Genomic DNA, 15,023 nt, shown 5'->3' with positions numbered 1-15,023 from the left:
GGGCCGCGGATTGCCGCGGCCCCTCTCCTATTCCGTCGCCCGGTCCGGGTCAGGCGTCGATCGACTCCCGTGACAGCCGGTCGGACGAGTCGATGATGAACTCGCGTCGCGGCGCCACCTCGTTGCCCATGAGGAGCTCGAAGACGCGCCCCGCGGCCTCGGCATCCTCCATGCGCACTCGACGCAACAGACGGCCGGAACGGTCCATGGTGGTGTTCGCCAACTGCTCGGCATCCATCTCACCGAGACCCTTGTACCGCTGGATGGGCTCGTGCCACCGCTTGCCGGCCTTGCGAAGCTTCGTCAGCAGGGCATGCATCTCCTGCTCGCTGTAGGTGTAAATCGTCTCATTCGGCTTCGACCCCGGGTTCATCACGATCACCCGGTGCAGCGGCGGGACGGCGGCGAACACGCGGCCGTCCTCGATGAGCGGCCGCATGTAGCGGAAGAACAGCGTCAGCAGCAGCGTGCGGATGTGCGCACCGTCGACGTCGGCGTCGCTCATCAGGATGATCTTCCCGTAGCGGGCGGCGTTGATATCGAACGTCCGGCCGGAGCCGGCGCCGATCACCTGGATGATCGACGCGCACTCGGCGTTCGACAGCATGTCGCCGACCGAGGCCTTCTGCACATTGAGGATCTTCCCTCGGATCGGCAGCAGCGCCTGGAACTCGCTGTTACGCGCGTTCTTGGCGGTGCCGAGCGCGGAGTCGCCCTCGACGATGAACAGCTCGCTGCGGTCCACCTCGTTCGTGCGGCAGTCGACGAGCTTGGTCGGAAGCGTCGACGACTCGAGCGCGTTCTTCCGACGCTGAGTCTCCTTGTGCGCTCGCGCCGACACGCGAGCCTTCATCTCGGAGACGATCTTGTCGAGCAGCTGTGAGGCCTGGTTCTTGTCATCGCGCTTGGTCGAGCTGAAACGCTGCCCCAGGTCCTTGCGGATCACCTGGGCGACGATCGATCGAACGGCCGGCGTGCCCAGCACCTCTTTGGTCTGGCCCTCGAACTGCGGCTCGGGGACGTTGACCGTCAGGACAGCCGTCAGACCGGCCAGGACATCGTCCTTCTCGAGCTTGTCGTTGCCGACCTTGAGGCGGCGCGCGTTCTGCTCGACCTGCGTGCGCAGCACCTTCAGCAGCTCCTGCTCGAATCCCTGCTGATGCGTACCGCCCTTGGGCGTCGCGATGATGTTGACGAACGAGCGGACGCGGGTGTCGTAGCCGGTGCCCCAGCGCAGCGCGATGTCGACTGCGCACACACGCTCCACCTCCGTGGCGATCATGTGGCCGTCGGCCTGCAGAACGGGAACGGTCTCCTTGAACGTCCCCTCGCCCTGGATGCGCCAGGTGTCCGTGACGGGAGGATCGATCGCTAGGTACTCGACGAACTCCGAGATGCCACCCTCGTACAGGTACGAGGTCTCGACGGGGCCGAGCGTGGTGGTCTCACCGTCGGAATCAGGAACCGGGATGACCTGACCGGCAGCCCGCTCGTCCTTGACCACGATCTCGAGTCCCGGGACGAGGAAGGCCGTCTGGCGCGCCCGGGTCTCGAGATCGGCCAGCTGGAATGCCGCGTCCTTCGTGAAGATCTGACGGTCGGCCCAGTAGCGCACGCGTGTTCCGGTGACCCCGCGCGGCGCCTTGCCGATGACTCGAAGCTCACTGTTGTCCTCGAACGGCGTGAACGGGGCGTCAGGGCGCTTCTCGCCGGAATCCTTGAAGATGCCGGGCTCGCCGCGATGGAACGACATCGCATAGGTCTTCCCGCCCCGATCCACTTCGACGTCGAGACGTTCCGAGAGCGCGTTCACGACCGACGCGCCCACACCGTGGAGGCCGCCGGACGCGGCGTACGAGCCACCGCCGAACTTCCCGCCCGCGTGGAGCTTGGTGTAGACGACCTCGACGCCGGTCAGGCCGGTGCGGGGCTCGACGTCGACGGGGATACCGCGGCCACGGTCGTGGACCTCGACGCTGCCGTCGGCGTGCAGGATGATGTCGATCTTCGAGCCGTTGCCCGCCACCGCCTCGTCGACGGAGTTGTCGATGATCTCCCAGAGGCAGTGCATGAGGCCCGGAGAGCCGTTCGACCCGATGTACATGCCCGGGCGCTTGCGGACAGCTTCGAGCCCCTCAAGCACCTGGAGATGGTGGGCAGAATACTCGGCATTCACAATCTCCGAGTCTATTCTCGCCACCCGCACTCCAGCCGCAGACACTCCCCGCTGAGGCCGAGACGGTGGCCTTCCCGTACGCGCTGAGCGAAACACGCCGCAAACCGGGCATGCCCACAGGTAGTGCGTGGTTGTATTGACCAAATCAGCAAGCGAAGCCGACACCCGAGGAGGCGCCGAGATGAATGCAACGACCGAACGTGACACCTCCACCGTCGAGTTCCGCCTGACGGCCATGGATCGGTGTGATTCATGTGGCGCTCAGGCATACATCGCCGCTGAGGTGAACGGCTCCGAACTCCTCTTCTGCGCCCATCACGGCCGCAAGTACGAAGAGAAGCTGCGCAGCATCGCGACCAGCTGGCACGACGAGACCGCTCGCCTCATCGAAGCGGTCTGAGCTCTCGCTGCGGCCCGTCAGTCCTGGACGACGCGGCGGACCCGCGGCGTCAGCCGGGTGAGGATCTCCTCGCCCACCGTGTCGATGCGTTCGGCGAGCGAGGTCGCCGAGGACTCCCCCTGGGCCCCCGCTCCGAACAGGACGACCTCGTCGCCGACACGCGCGCCCGGCCACTCCTCGACAGACGACGCGGTGTGGCCCACGGAGCGGAGTTCCCTGGCGCCGCCCGGCGTGCCGACGAGCGCGCCGGACAGGGTCGACGGAAGCCCGTCGAAGCTTCCGATCCCGATCCAGACCTTGCCCTCGGTTATCTCATCGACGGTGGCGACGAGGCTCGCGACGGGCACGATCCCCTCGAGTTCCGGACCGTCCGCGGAGCGGATGCCGTAGCAGAACGCGCCGATGCGTGACATGGTTCCGCGAAGCTCAGGCCTCCACCAGGAGGCGGCCGACGCTGTCAGGTGCACCGCAGCAGGCGAGGAGCCGGAGTCCTCCACGACTCGCACGGCCTCGAGGAACACCGCCTGGGCGGCGTCGTCCTCGGCATCGCTCGCCTCGGCGATGTGGCTCCACACGCCGACGAGGTCCACCAGACCGGCCTGCTCCGCCCGTCGCGCCTCGGCCACGGCCGTCGCCCAGTCCTCGGGGAGCACGCCGTTCCGGTGCAGTCCGGTGTCGATCTTCAGGTGGACGCGTGCCCTCGCTCCCACAGCGGAGGCGCGGGAGCTGATCCGCCGGAGGTAGTCGATCGTGCCGACGCCGAGGTCGATGTCGTGCAGGAGCGCGTCGTCGATCTCGTCATCGGTCGACGTCACCCAGGCGAAGATCCGTGCGTCCCCTCCCGCCACCCGGCGTATCGCGAGTCCGCTGCGGATGTCGTAGCTGCCGAACCACTCCACGCCCTCTTGCCGCGCGGTGTCGACAGCCCAGGAGAGCCCGTGCCCGTAGGCGTCGTCCTTGAGAACGAACATCAGGCTCGAGGGCGAGACGCGCCGACGCACGGCCGAGATGTTCGCACGGAGGCTGCCGGTGCTCAGCCGGAGTTCAGGGCGGGTCACGCCTCCCACCCCCGGACTGCGTGCGATGCCGCGACGGTGATGAGTTCCGCCGGCTCCATCCCGGTGACCTCGGCCCACCGCGAGACACCACCCGCGAGCGGGCCGTTCCCGCCGAAGTAGGTGACCTCGGTCCCGGGCGCCGCGTCCGATCCTTCGAGGTCGACGACGCAGACATCCATGGCCACACGTCCGACGATGGGCCTGGCCGAGCCGTCGATCTCGACGTAGGCATGGTTTCCGAGCGCCCGGACGATTCCCTGCGCGTATCCTCCGGTCACCAGCGCCACCGTCGTCGCGGCCTCCGCGCGGAACGTGTACCCGTACGACACGGCATCCCCCGCGCGCAGAGGCTTGGTCGACAGCACGCGGCCGGTCAGCCGCATCACCGGACTCGTCGAAGGACGGCCCCGCTCGGCGGGCAGCCCGTACAGCAGCGCGGGATCGATGTCGGGCTCCCCGCTCGTCACCCCGATGATCCCTTCCAACTGGAGGGCTTCGACCTCACCCGGCTCGTCGACACGCACACTGTCCGCACCCGCCGCGGTCACAGCCTGCGCGACGGCGATGACACCGTGACCCCAGGCATCGCGGCGAAGGTCGGCGATGCGGCCACCCGCCTGGACCGCCGCTGCAGCGCCGGCGGCCAGCGCTGACCGGGAGATGATCGCCCGCGGCAGCGAGCTGGAAGTCGTTTCCCACACGGGTTCCAGCCTAGCCGCCGGCTCCCAGGTCGACCTGCGACGCCCCCGTAGACTGGAGGAGACCCCGACCCTGGAGCCATATGTCTCGTCTTTCCCTCGCGCCCCGCATCCGCTACCTGCTGGGACGTGCTCGCCGCATCGACGTCGGATCGGTGGTGGAACGGGCCAAAGAGGCCTCGGAGCAGCACCACAAGGCCGTGCCCGGCATCGTCGTGGACATGCTGTGGTCCGCCGCGCGCCACAACGTCGGCTTCCAGGACTACATCGACTACGACTTCGCGATGCTCACCAAGGCAGAGCGCGAGACATACATGACGCATCCGGTGTCGAACCAGCTGTCGCAGCGGTACGACCACCCGGATTACCGCTGGATCTTCCAGGACAAGGTCGAATTCGACAAGCAGTTCTCCGCATTCCTGAAGCGCGAATGGCTGGTCGTCGAAGAGGGCAACGCGCAGGCCGTCCGCGAACTCACCGAACGCCTGGGCACCATCGTGACAAAGGAGCCGGTGGGGCAGGCAGGAACGGGTGTGCACCGCTACCACGCTGCCGATATCGACGATTGGGACGAGTTCCACAAGGGACTGCTCACACGCGGTGAACTCCTCATCGAAGAGGTCATCCGTCAGCATGTCGCTCTCGCGGCCGTGTGCCCCGGCACCGTGAACACCACCCGCATCACCGCGTTCTTCGACGGTGAGAAGGCGCACATCCTCGCGATGGCGCAGAAGTTCGGGCGCGGCGCGGTCAGCGACCAGATGACCTTCGGCGGTTTCTACACGATGCTCGACGAGAACGGCCACGCCGTCGGCGCCGGGTACGACTCGCACGGGCACGTGCACGAGACGCACCCCGACTCGGGTTTCCGCATCGCCGACTTCCAGCTGCCGTACATGGACGAGGTACGGGCATTCATCGACGAGGTCGCCCGTGTCGTGCCGCAGGTGCAGTACGTCGGCTGGGACATCGTCGTGTCCCCCGACGGTCCGGTGCTGGTCGAGGGCAACTGGGGCGCCGGTGTCTATGAGAACAAGCCCAGCGTCACCGGCATCCGCACCGGTCACAAGCCTCGCTATCGCGCGGTCATCGGCTTCTGAGACAAGACGAAAGGCCCCGGATGCGCGAGCATCCGGGGCCTTTTCTCGTTGTTCTGCGGGTTCAGCTCGCGCGGACGATGCCGAGCGGCGTGGACTCGAGGCCCTGACCGAGCGGGTTGTCGCCGAGGATCTTCACCAGACGACGCTCGCCGTCCTTGTCGAGCGTCGAACCGAGGATGTTTCCGCCGAGATCGTTGATGTCGACCACGGCGACCTCCGCGTGACCGCCGATGAGCTTCTTCAACCGTGCGGCGACGCCGTCGGGGTCCTTCGGCCCGAGCACGACAGCCTCGTTGTACGGAGGAATGGTGTGCTTGGTGGGACCGTCAATCGCTCGCGCCTTGTCGCCAGCGATGCGATAGAAGTCGCCCCGGCGACCGAACGCCTTGGTCACCGCTGCGACGGCGGACGCGAAGAGGATGCGCGGCGTACCGCACTCCCGCAGCGCCATCTCCATCGTCTCCGGCATGCCGAGCCCGATGCCGTACGGCGTGCGCGTGACGTACTTCGACAGGAACAGCGCGAGCTTGCGCGGCTTGATCTCATCGAGACGGTACGACCGCCCCTGCGTGATCGCCACGATCTTCTCGGTCACGAACAGCAGGTCGCCCGGCTGCACCGCATCCTTGGCGTACTCGGTGATGATCGCATCGAGGTCGTCCTCGGGCATGACCACGCGCGTCCGCAGCGGGATGCGCGCATAGCTCTTGCCGTCGACACTCGCCTCGAGCGCCTTGCCGTCGTTCGCCTGGCTCATTCGAGGTAGTCCCGAAGGGACTGCGAACGACTCGGGTGACGCAGCTTCGCCATCGTCTTCGACTCGATCTGACGGATGCGCTCACGCGTAACCCCGAACGTGTCACCGATCTGGTCGAGGGTCTTCGGCTGACCATCGCCCAGCCCGAAGCGCATGCGGATCACGCCGGCCTCGCGCTCCGAGAGCGAGTCGAGCAGCTGCTCGAGCTGACGCTGCAGCATCGTGAATCCCACGGCGTCCGCGGGAACCACGGCCTCGGTGTCCTCGATGAGGTCACCGAACTCGCTGTCGCCGTCTTCACCGAGCGGAGTGTGCAGCGAGATGGGCTCGCGGCCGTACTTCTGCACCTCCACGACCTTCTCCGGCGTCATGTCGAGCTCGCGACTGAGCTCTTCCGGGGTGGGTTCGCGACCGAGGTCCTGGAGCATCTGACGCTGCACGCGGGCGAGCTTGTTGATGACCTCGACCATGTGCACCGGGATGCGGATCGTGCGGGCCTGGTCGGCCATCGCACGCGTGATGGCCTGACGGATCCACCAGGTCGCGTATGTCGAGAACTTGAAGCCCTTCGTGTAGTCGAACTTCTCGACGGCACGGATCAGACCGAGGTTGCCCTCCTGGATCAGATCCAGGAACTGCATGCCGCGGCCGGTGTAGCGCTTGGCGAGGGAGACGACGAGACGGAGGTTGGCGCCGAGCAGGTGGCTCTTCGCGCGCTGGCCGTCGCGGGCGACCCACTGCAGGTCGAGTCCGAGCTGGCTCGTCTTCTCGGCCGCCGACATCGCCGACAGCTTCTCTTCGGCGAACAGACCCGCCTCGATGCGCATCGCGAGCTCGACCTCTTCGGCCGCGTTCAAGAGCGCGACCTTTCCGATCTGCTTCAGGTAGTCCTTGACCGGGTCGGCCGTCGCACCGGTGATCTGCGTCGAGTAGACCGGGACGTCTTCATCGTCGTTCGACGAGATGACGATCGCGCCGGTCGGCAGCGGCTCGGTGAACTTCGGCTTGGCGTCTTCGTCCTCGTCGTCGTCGACAGCGGCCACGGCAGGAGCCTCGTCTTCTTCGACGACGTCCTCGGACTTCTTCTTCTTGACGGGGGCGCGCTTCGCGGCAGCACGCTTCGCCGCGCTCAGGGGCGCGGGCTTCTCGGGCGCATCGGCCTCGACCGGAGCGTCGGCGGTCGTCTCTTCGGCAGCCTTCTTCGTCCGGGTGTTCTTCGTCGTGGCAGGAGTCACGTTTCGCCTTTCACGGGGCTGCTGTGTAGCCCCGGGACATTTCGGACACTAGTAAGACCCTTGTCAAGTCCAGCGCTCGAAAACACTGATTGACAACGGGTCAGAGTCCTAGTATCGCACACGTGTGGCGATGCGGATGCATTCCGACGAAGTTCTCCCCGATCGGTCTCAACCGCGACCGGGCTTGTCCTCGTCGCCGGAAGGGCGGGAGGCGAGGTAGCGCTCCAGCTCGGCCGCCAACTCATCGGCACTGGGAAGGTCGCGCTCACTGAATCCGCCCTCGTCGTACGAGTCGTCGTCAGGGTTTCGGCCCGCCATATAGGCGTCGTAGCGGCGCTCGAGGTTGTGCACCATCTGCTGCAGCTCGTCGTTCCCCGCGACCTGCTCCCCCACTCGCGTCAGGTAGTCCTCGCGGCGCTCCTGGACGGCATCGAGCATCAGCACCAGTCCCGTCGAGGCCATGAGCTTCTCGGCGGCGGCGATCACGGCATCGGGGTTCTCGGTCTCCGCGAGATAGTGCGGCACGAGCAGCACGAATCCCACAGCGCGCTCACCGCGCTCGATGAAGCGGAACTCGAGAAGGTGTCCGGCGGTCGCCGGCACCTGGGTGCGCGGCCTCCAGACCGAATGCGCAACGGCGAGGTCACGGCGGTTGCCGCTCACCGTCGTACCGATCGGACGCGTGTGCGGCACCGGCATGGCGATCGAGTGCACCCAGTGCAGACCGGAGACCTCGAACTCCGCGGCCAGATCGAGGACCGTGCTCGCGAAGGCATTCCAGGCGAAGTCCGGCTCATAGCCCGCGAGGAGCAGGAAAGGCCGCCCGAGAGCATCCGTCGCGAGGGAGAGCTCGAGCCGGGGCGGACGGAACTCGGTGAGGTGATCCTGATCGAAGGAGATCACGGGACGACGTGCGCGATAGTCCAGCAGGACGTCGTTGTCGAAGACGACGATCGGCTCCGGCGAAGCGGTCTCCCGCAGGTGATCGATCAGACCGGAGACGGCGCTGCCCGCGTCTGTGAAGCCAGTGAGCAGAAGCACCAGAGGGAGGCCGTGCGGCACTGTCGGCGCATTCGCGACGCGTTCGTGGATCTCACCGGAGAGGGGCATGTCTCCATGCTACGAGCAGGTCCGGATGCCGGGGCGCGGAGCATCATGCTGAGAGCGAACACGCGCACGGCGGGCGCGCGACCGTGCTGCGGCGGAGATCCTAGGATGGAGGGCATGACGCTTCCCGTGCTCTCGCACACCACCGCTCAGTTCCCCGGAAGCGCTGCAGATGCCGCAGTGCTCGTCGTCGCCTCTGTTCCCGAATCCGCGGACTCGCTGTCCGCGTACCCGGGTCTGGCCGATGCGCTGGCCGGTGTCGGATTCACCGGTTCCGCCGGATCGTTCACCCGGGTGCACCTCCCCGGCGTCACCGCCCTGCCGTTCGCGGTCGTGGGAGCAGGCGACAAGCCGGACGCCGCCTCCGTCCGCAATGCGGCAGGCACGGCGCTGCGATCCCTCACGGGCTTCGACAACGTCGCGCTCGGTCTCGCCGAAGGCCTCGAGGGATTCGCCGCTGCCGCAGCCGAGGGAGCCGTCCTCGGCGGCCACCGCTTCGACGGATACCGCTCCGAGAAGGGCAAGACCCGCGCCACCGCCGTCACCCTCCACGCGACGCTCTCCGACGCGGAGGCCGCCCACGCCCAGACCATCGGCGATGCGGTGGCGCTGATCAAGGACCTCGTCAACGTCCCCGCTGAGTGGCAGAGCCCCGCGCAGCTCGCGCAGAGTGCGGCCGACAGCGTCGCCGACCTCGACGTCACGGTCGAGATCCTCGACGAGGACGAGCTGGCGGAGCAGGGCTTCGGCGGCATCCTCGGCGTCGGACAGGGCTCCGACCGTCCGCCTCGGCTGGTCCGCCTCGATTACTCCCCCGCCGGCGCGAAGCGTCACATTGCCCTGGTCGGCAAGGGCATCACCTTCGACACGGGCGGGCTCTCGCTCAAGCCCGCGGCATCGATGGTCGGGATGAAATTCGACATGGCGGGGGCAGCCACGTCGCTCGCGGCGCTTCGCGCGATCGCCGCCCTCCAGCTCCCGGTGCACGTGACGGCGTGGCTCTGCATCACGGACAACATGCCGTCCGGGCGCGCACTTCGCCCCGGCGACGTCATCCGCATCCTCGACGGCACGACCGTCGAGGTCCAGAACACCGACGCCGAGGGCCGGCTCGTGCTCGCCGACGGCCTGGTCGCCGCGAGCCGCGAGCATCCCGACGTGATCATCGACGTGGCCACTCTCACGGGTGCGATCGTCGCCGCCCTCGGACACCGGCACACGGGCGTCTTCGGCGACGACGACACCGTCGCGGAGTTCCTCGCCGCCACTGAGCAGGTCGACGAGCCTGCCTGGCACATGCCGCTGCCGAGCTACATGGAAGAGTCGCTCGAGTCCCCCATCGCCGATCTGCATAACGCGAACATGGGCGACCGGATGGGCGGGGCGTCGTTCGCCGGCCTGTTCCTTCGCCGCTTCGTCGGCCGCACGTCCGAGGCCGAGGACGCACCCCGCATCCCCTGGGTTCACCTCGATATCGCCGGTTCCGGCGAGCATGGCGGATCGCCGTACGGCTTCACCGAGAAGGGCCCCACGGGGGCGATGGTCCGATCGATCGTCGCCTTCGCCGCAGCATCCCACAAGGAGGCATGAAACATGACAACCCACACCTTCGACGTCGTCGTCCTGGGCGGCGGCAGCGGCGGCTACGCCGCGGCTCTCCGAGCGAGTGAGCTCGGGAAATCCGTCGCGCTCATCGAGAAGGACAAGGTCGGCGGCACCTGCCTGCACCGCGGCTGCATCCCGACCAAGGCGCTGCTGCACGCAGCCGAGGTCGCCGAGCATGTCCGCGACGCCGCCTCCGTCGGTGTGACCGCGACGCTGGAGGGCATCGATCCGGCAGGTGTCCGCGCCTACCGCGAGGGCATCGTCGCGAAGAAGTTCAAGGGACTCGAGGGACTCGTGAAGGCCCGCGGCATCACGACGGTCGCCGGTCTCGGCCGCCTGAACCCTGATCGCAGCGTCAGCGTCGGCGAGGATGTCTACGTCGGCGCCGATGTGGTGCTCGCGACGGGCTCCTACAGCCGTTCCCTTCCCGGCCTCGACATCGGCGGCCGCGTCCTCACCAGCGAACAGGCGCTCGCCCTCGACGTCATCCCGGAGCGCGTCCTGATCCTCGGCGGCGGCGTGATCGGCGTCGAGTTCGCCAGCGTGTGGCGCTCCTTCGGTTCCGAAGTCACGATCATCGAGGCGCTGCCGCACCTCGTCCCGAACGAGGACATCGCCCTCAGCAAGGGCCTGGAGCGCGCGTTCCGTCGTCGTGGCATCCAGTACTCGCTCGGTGTCCGCTTCCAGACGGCGACACAGGATGACTCATCCGTCACCGTCACGCTCGAAGACGGCAAGGAGTTCACGGCCGACTACCTCCTCGTCGCCGTCGGTCGCGGCCCCGTCACCACAGATCTCGGATTCGAAGAGGCGGGAGTCACCCTCGACCGCGGATTCGTGACCGTCGACGAGAACCTGCGCACCGGCGTTCCCGGAGTGTGGGCCGTCGGTGACATCGTTCCCGGTCTCCAGCTCGCTCACCGCGGGTTCCAGCAGGGCATCGCCGTCGCCGAGCGCATCGCCGGCCTGTCTCCCGCGAACATCCCCGACGTGCAGATCCCCAAGGTCACGTACTCGAGCCCCGAAGTCGCCTCGGTCGGTGTCACCGAAGAGGCCGCGATCGCCGAGCACGGCGCCGACACGATCGCCGCGTACGAGTACAACCTCGCCGGCAACGGCAAGAGCGAGATCATCGGGACGAGCGGGCTGGTCAAGGTGGTCCGCCTCAAAGATGGCCCGGTCCTGGGTGTGCATCTGCTCGGCGACCGAGTCGGCGAACTCATCACCGAGGGGCAGCTCGCTGTGGCCTGGGAAGCACACCCCGAGGACATCGCGCCGCTGATCCACGCTCACCCCACCCAGAGCGAGGCACTCGGCGAAGCCTTCCTCGCACTGGCCGGCAAGCCCCTGCACGCCCTCTGAGCACCAACCGGTGCCCGAGTCACTAAGCTAGACAAGCGTCATACAACTTCCTGAAGGAGACTCAGTCATGAGCACATCCGTCGTCCTCCCCGCTCTCGGCGAGAGCGTCACAGAGGGTACGGTCACCCGCTGGCTCAAGCAGGTGGGAGACACCGTGCAGGCGGATGAGGGCCTGCTCGAGATCTCGACCGACAAGGTCGACACCGAGATCCCCTCCCCCGTTTCCGGCGTCATCGAGGAGATCCTCGTGGCCGAAGACGAGACCGTCGAGGTCGGTGCGCTTCTCGCGCGAATCGGCGACGGCAGCGAGTCGGCTCCTGCCGGCGATGCTCCTGCCGCCACCGAATCTGCACCCGCCGAAGCCGCGCCCGCGGAGCCGGCACCTGCCGAGTCCGCACCCGCCGAGGCCGCACCCGCTCCGGCTGCCGAATCCGCACCTGCTCCGGCCGCCGAGGCCCCGGCTGCGGAATCCGCTCCCGCCGGCGACGCTACCGACATCGTGCTTCCCGAACTCGGTGAGAGCGTCACCGAGGGAACCGTGACCCGTTGGCTCAAGCAGGTCGGCGACAGCATCGCCGTTGACGAGGCACTTCTGGAGATCTCGACCGACAAGGTCGACACCGAGATCCCGTCGCCGGTCGCCGGTGTGCTGCAGGAGATCGTTGCCGGCGAAGACGAGACCGTCGCCGTCGGCGCAGTACTCGCTCGCGTCGGCTCCGGCGCCGCTCCGGCTGCTCCGGCTGCTCCGGCTGCTCCGGCTGAGGCACCTGCCGCTCCGGCAGCGGAAGCACCTGCTGCTCCGGCACCCGCCGCCGCTCCGGCACCCGCCGCCGCTCCGGCACCCGCCGCTGCTCCGGCACCCGCCGCCGCTCCGGCACCCGCCGCTGCTCCGGCACCCGCCGCTGCTCCGGCACCCGCCGCTGCTCCGGCTCCGGCCGCTGCTCCGGCTCCGGCCGCGCAGAAGCTCGCGCTGCCCACCGAGAACGACAACCTGTACGTGACTCCGTTGGTGCGGCGCCTGGCCGCACAGCAGGGCGTGGACCTCGCCTCCGTCACCGGAACCGGCGTGGGTGGTCGCATCCGCAAGGAAGACGTCCTCAAGGCCGCTGAGACCGCGACGGCACCCGCTGCGGCCGCTGCATCGGCGCCGGCACCGGCACCGCTCGAGGTTTCCCCGCTGCGCGGCACCACGCAGCCGATGTCGCGTCTGCGCAAGGTTCTGGCCAAGCGTGCCGTCGAGTCCATGCAGCAGACCGCCCAGCTGACCACGGTGGTCGAGGTCGACGTCACGGCGCTGGCCGACTACCGCGACAGCGTGAAGGCTTCGTTCCTCGAGAAGACCGGCGACAAGCTGTCGTTCCTGCCGTTCTTCGCGCTGGCGACCGCTGAGGCGCTGCAGGCGTTCCCGATCGTGAACGCGACGGTCGACGGCGAGAACATCGTGTACCCGGCGAGCGAGAACGTGTCGATCGCGGTCGACACCGAGCGCGGCCTGCTCACGCCCGTGCTGCGCGACGCGGCGTCGAAGAACATCGCTCAGATCGCACACGAGATCGCTGATCTCGCCGCTCGCACGCGCGACAACAAGCTGAAGCCCGACGAACTCGCCGGCGGCACCTTCACGCTGACCAACACCGGTTCGCGGGGCGCGCTGTTCGACACTCCGGTCGTCTTCCTTCCGCAGTCCGCGATCCTCGGCACCGGCACGGTCGTCAAGCGTCCCGGCCTCGTGAAGGTCGGCGGTGCGGATGCCATCGCGATCCGTTCCTACGTGTACCTCGCGCTCTCGTACGATCACCGGATCATCGACGGTGCGGATGCGGCCCGGTTCCTGGGCGCGGTGAAGGCCCGCCTCGAGTCGGCGCAGTTCGCCGCTCAGCTCGGCGCCTGACCCGAGAGAGCGCCTCATGGCTGGTCCGCGACGTCATAGACGTCGCGGACCAGCCATTTCTCTTCTGTGCGGATGAGCACGACCACCTGGTGCCTCGGTTGACTGGTTCCGAGCTCTTTCGTCTCGCTGTCCGCGTCATCGACGTCGAGCCGCACCACGGCGACGTCCCCGTATTCGTCGACCAACTCGACGGCTGTCCCCTGCCCCGCCGCCACGAGCTCGTTGACCACACCGTCGGATCCGGGGGCCACGGCGTCAGGGCAGGCAGAATCCGCGCGTACGCGGCACTCCGTGATCGTCGTGAACAGAGCCTCCGCTGCGGCCACAGGATCGTCTCCCAGCGACGTGCTGCTCCTGTCCGCATCTTCCGCTGCCCTGGACTCATCCGCCGCTTTCCTCGTGTCCGCCCCCTCGGCTGCCTCTCGCCCGTCGGCAGCCTCCGGCACGGGCGTCGCCGAAGGCGCATCCCCTGACATCACCGACGCCGTTTCGCCGGCCCGTCGCCCTCCGGCATCAGCTTCGCCCGGGTCGCCGCCCTCGGGCCAGAGCAGCCCTGCGGAGAGCACGACGGCAGCCACGACTGCCGCCACGATGAACGGACGTCGCCGCGGGTGCGACCGAGTACCCGCATCTTCAGCTGCACGCGTTCTGCGCTCTCGCCGCCCCCGGATCACCGCCGCGATCCGCGCGGCCGCGATCCCGAAGAGCTCTTTCCCCGCGCCGGCGACGGTCACGACGGCAGCCACGATTCCGCGGCTCTTCCTGCGACGATCCGACCGCAGCCGCCGACCATTCCACGGCAGAATCGACTCGCGCGTCGTGACGACCTGCGCGACGTCCTGCGCCCGTTCCGGAGGATGCGCCCCTCGATCGAGGGGTTGAGGGGCTGCGACCTTCAGGAGCTCCTGCTCCCAGATGTCGAGGAGTCTTCGTGGGATGCGAGGTTGGACGGATGCCTTCTCCAGGCCATTGGCGACCGTGTTGAGCGCCCGCTTGAGCACCTTGTCCGAAGCGCCCTCGCCCAGGCGTCGAACGATCTCCTCGGCCCCGGCCCGTGCATCCTGACCCGGCCCGAAAACGAACACCGGACGCCCACCGTCGGTCACCCACCACATGCCCGTGCGCGTGCTCTCGACACCCTCGCCGGGCTCGCCGCCCTCGCCGATCTCGTCGAGACCGCGGAGCAGGCTGACCACGAGCGTGCTGCACTCCCCTGGCCTCAGCGCTGCCCCCGTGGCCGAACGACGGATCAGGAACCCCAGCACCTGATCCGTGCACCACGGGAGCAGCACGTCGTGGCCGCCGCGGCGTCGGATGACGTCGATCGGGGCGGCGACATGCTCCGCGCCCGAGTACCGCCATCCGATCCACCCGCCGAGGGCCGAGACATCCATCCGCACCGCCACTGCGTCCCCTGAAGTGACCAGCGCGCCCTCGAACGGACCCTCATCCGCGTCGAGAACCCGCACCACGCGATGCGCCCCCGGCAGGAGGGCCGTCCCCCGGGCATCACGGGTGCCGATGTCTGTCATTCCTCCATCACAGCCCACCGCAGCCTGGATTCTCCGTGATCGGGGCCACAGCGAACAGGTTCCGACCGAGGCCGCGATTGTGCAGGAACAGTGCCGTCGCAT

The 15,023-nt window shown here is 68.1% G+C and carries 12 protein-coding genes; 5 read left to right on the top strand and 7 right to left on the bottom strand.

Annotated elements, in window-relative coordinates:
- Window positions 1-49: 49 nt before the first annotated feature.
- Window positions 50-2,179, bottom strand: coding sequence for a DNA gyrase/topoisomerase IV subunit B (locus tag AC6CHX_RS01920; protein WP_498272016.1), 2,130 nt, complete (start codon window positions 2,177-2,179; stop codon window positions 50-52).
- 178 nt (window positions 2,180-2,357) lie between these two features.
- On the opposite strand from AC6CHX_RS01920, the gene AC6CHX_RS01915 reads away from it, so the two are divergent.
- Complete coding sequence (locus AC6CHX_RS01915) at window positions 2,358-2,576, top strand: DUF7455 domain-containing protein (RefSeq protein ID WP_136044023.1); 219 nt, start codon at window positions 2,358-2,360, stop codon at window positions 2,574-2,576.
- A gap of 17 nt (window positions 2,577-2,593) precedes the next feature.
- On the opposite strand, the gene AC6CHX_RS01910 is transcribed toward AC6CHX_RS01915, so the two are convergent.
- Both AC6CHX_RS01910 and AC6CHX_RS01905 read right to left on the bottom strand, forming a co-directional pair.
- Complete coding sequence (locus tag AC6CHX_RS01910) at window positions 2,594-3,634, bottom strand: alanine racemase (RefSeq protein WP_498271435.1); 1,041 nt, start codon at window positions 3,632-3,634, stop codon at window positions 2,594-2,596.
- Window positions 3,631-4,335 carry an alanine racemase C-terminal domain-containing protein gene (locus AC6CHX_RS01905; protein WP_498271434.1) on the bottom strand — a complete coding sequence of 235 codons (705 nt, stop codon included), beginning with the start codon at window positions 4,333-4,335 and terminating at the stop codon, window positions 3,631-3,633. Before AC6CHX_RS01905 ends, AC6CHX_RS01910 begins: the two co-directional genes overlap by 4 nt.
- 80 nt (window positions 4,336-4,415) lie before the next feature.
- On the opposite strand from AC6CHX_RS01905, the gene AC6CHX_RS01900 reads away from it, so the two are divergent.
- A complete protein-coding gene (locus AC6CHX_RS01900) occupies window positions 4,416-5,432 on the top strand; it encodes a sugar-transfer associated ATP-grasp domain-containing protein (protein ID WP_498271433.1) in 1,017 nt (338 codons plus the stop codon).
- A gap of 61 nt (window positions 5,433-5,493) precedes the next feature.
- Here the strand turns inward: AC6CHX_RS01900 and AC6CHX_RS01895 are convergent, their stop codons facing one another.
- The 3 genes from AC6CHX_RS01895 to AC6CHX_RS01885 all read right to left on the bottom strand — a co-directional run bounded on the left by AC6CHX_RS01895 (window position 5,494) and on the right by AC6CHX_RS01885 (window position 8,534).
- Window positions 5,494-6,189, bottom strand: coding sequence for a coenzyme F420-0:L-glutamate ligase (locus AC6CHX_RS01895; RefSeq protein ID WP_136044026.1), 696 nt, complete (start codon window positions 6,187-6,189; stop codon window positions 5,494-5,496).
- Window positions 6,186-7,424 (bottom strand): RNA polymerase sigma factor, encoded by a 1,239-nt coding sequence (locus AC6CHX_RS01890; protein WP_136044027.1) that lies wholly within the window; start codon window positions 7,422-7,424, stop codon window positions 6,186-6,188. Before AC6CHX_RS01890 ends, AC6CHX_RS01895 begins: the two co-directional genes overlap by 4 nt.
- 168 nt (window positions 7,425-7,592) lie before the next feature.
- Complete coding sequence (locus AC6CHX_RS01885) at window positions 7,593-8,534, bottom strand: proteasome assembly chaperone family protein (protein WP_498271432.1); 942 nt, start codon at window positions 8,532-8,534, stop codon at window positions 7,593-7,595.
- 114 nt (window positions 8,535-8,648) lie between these two features.
- Here AC6CHX_RS01885 and AC6CHX_RS01880 point away from each other — a divergent pair, with 114 nt between their 5' ends.
- From AC6CHX_RS01880 to sucB, 3 genes are all read left to right on the top strand, one after another.
- On the top strand, window positions 8,649-10,121 hold the full coding sequence (locus AC6CHX_RS01880) for a leucyl aminopeptidase (protein ID WP_498271431.1): 1,473 nt from the start codon (window positions 8,649-8,651) through the stop codon (window positions 10,119-10,121).
- Between the two features lie 3 nt (window positions 10,122-10,124).
- Entirely contained in the window at window positions 10,125-11,498 is a 1,374-nt protein-coding gene (gene lpdA, locus AC6CHX_RS01875) for a dihydrolipoyl dehydrogenase (protein WP_498271430.1), read from the top strand.
- Window positions 11,499-11,565: 67 nt separating this feature from the next.
- Window positions 11,566-13,389 (top strand): 2-oxoglutarate dehydrogenase, E2 component, dihydrolipoamide succinyltransferase, encoded by a 1,824-nt coding sequence (gene sucB, locus AC6CHX_RS01870; RefSeq protein WP_498271429.1) that lies wholly within the window; start codon window positions 11,566-11,568, stop codon window positions 13,387-13,389.
- A gap of 14 nt (window positions 13,390-13,403) precedes the next feature.
- Here sucB and AC6CHX_RS01865 read toward each other — a convergent pair whose 3' ends face one another.
- Window positions 13,404-14,921 carry a hypothetical protein gene (locus tag AC6CHX_RS01865; RefSeq protein WP_498271428.1) on the bottom strand — a complete coding sequence of 506 codons (1,518 nt, stop codon included), beginning with the start codon at window positions 14,919-14,921 and terminating at the stop codon, window positions 13,404-13,406.
- Window positions 14,922-15,023: the final 102 nt, after the last annotated feature.

It is taken from the genome of Microbacterium sp. GQ128, assembly GCF_059758615.1.
Note: the sequence above shows the minus strand (reverse complement) of the source record. Positions and strands in the feature narration are given on the sequence as shown.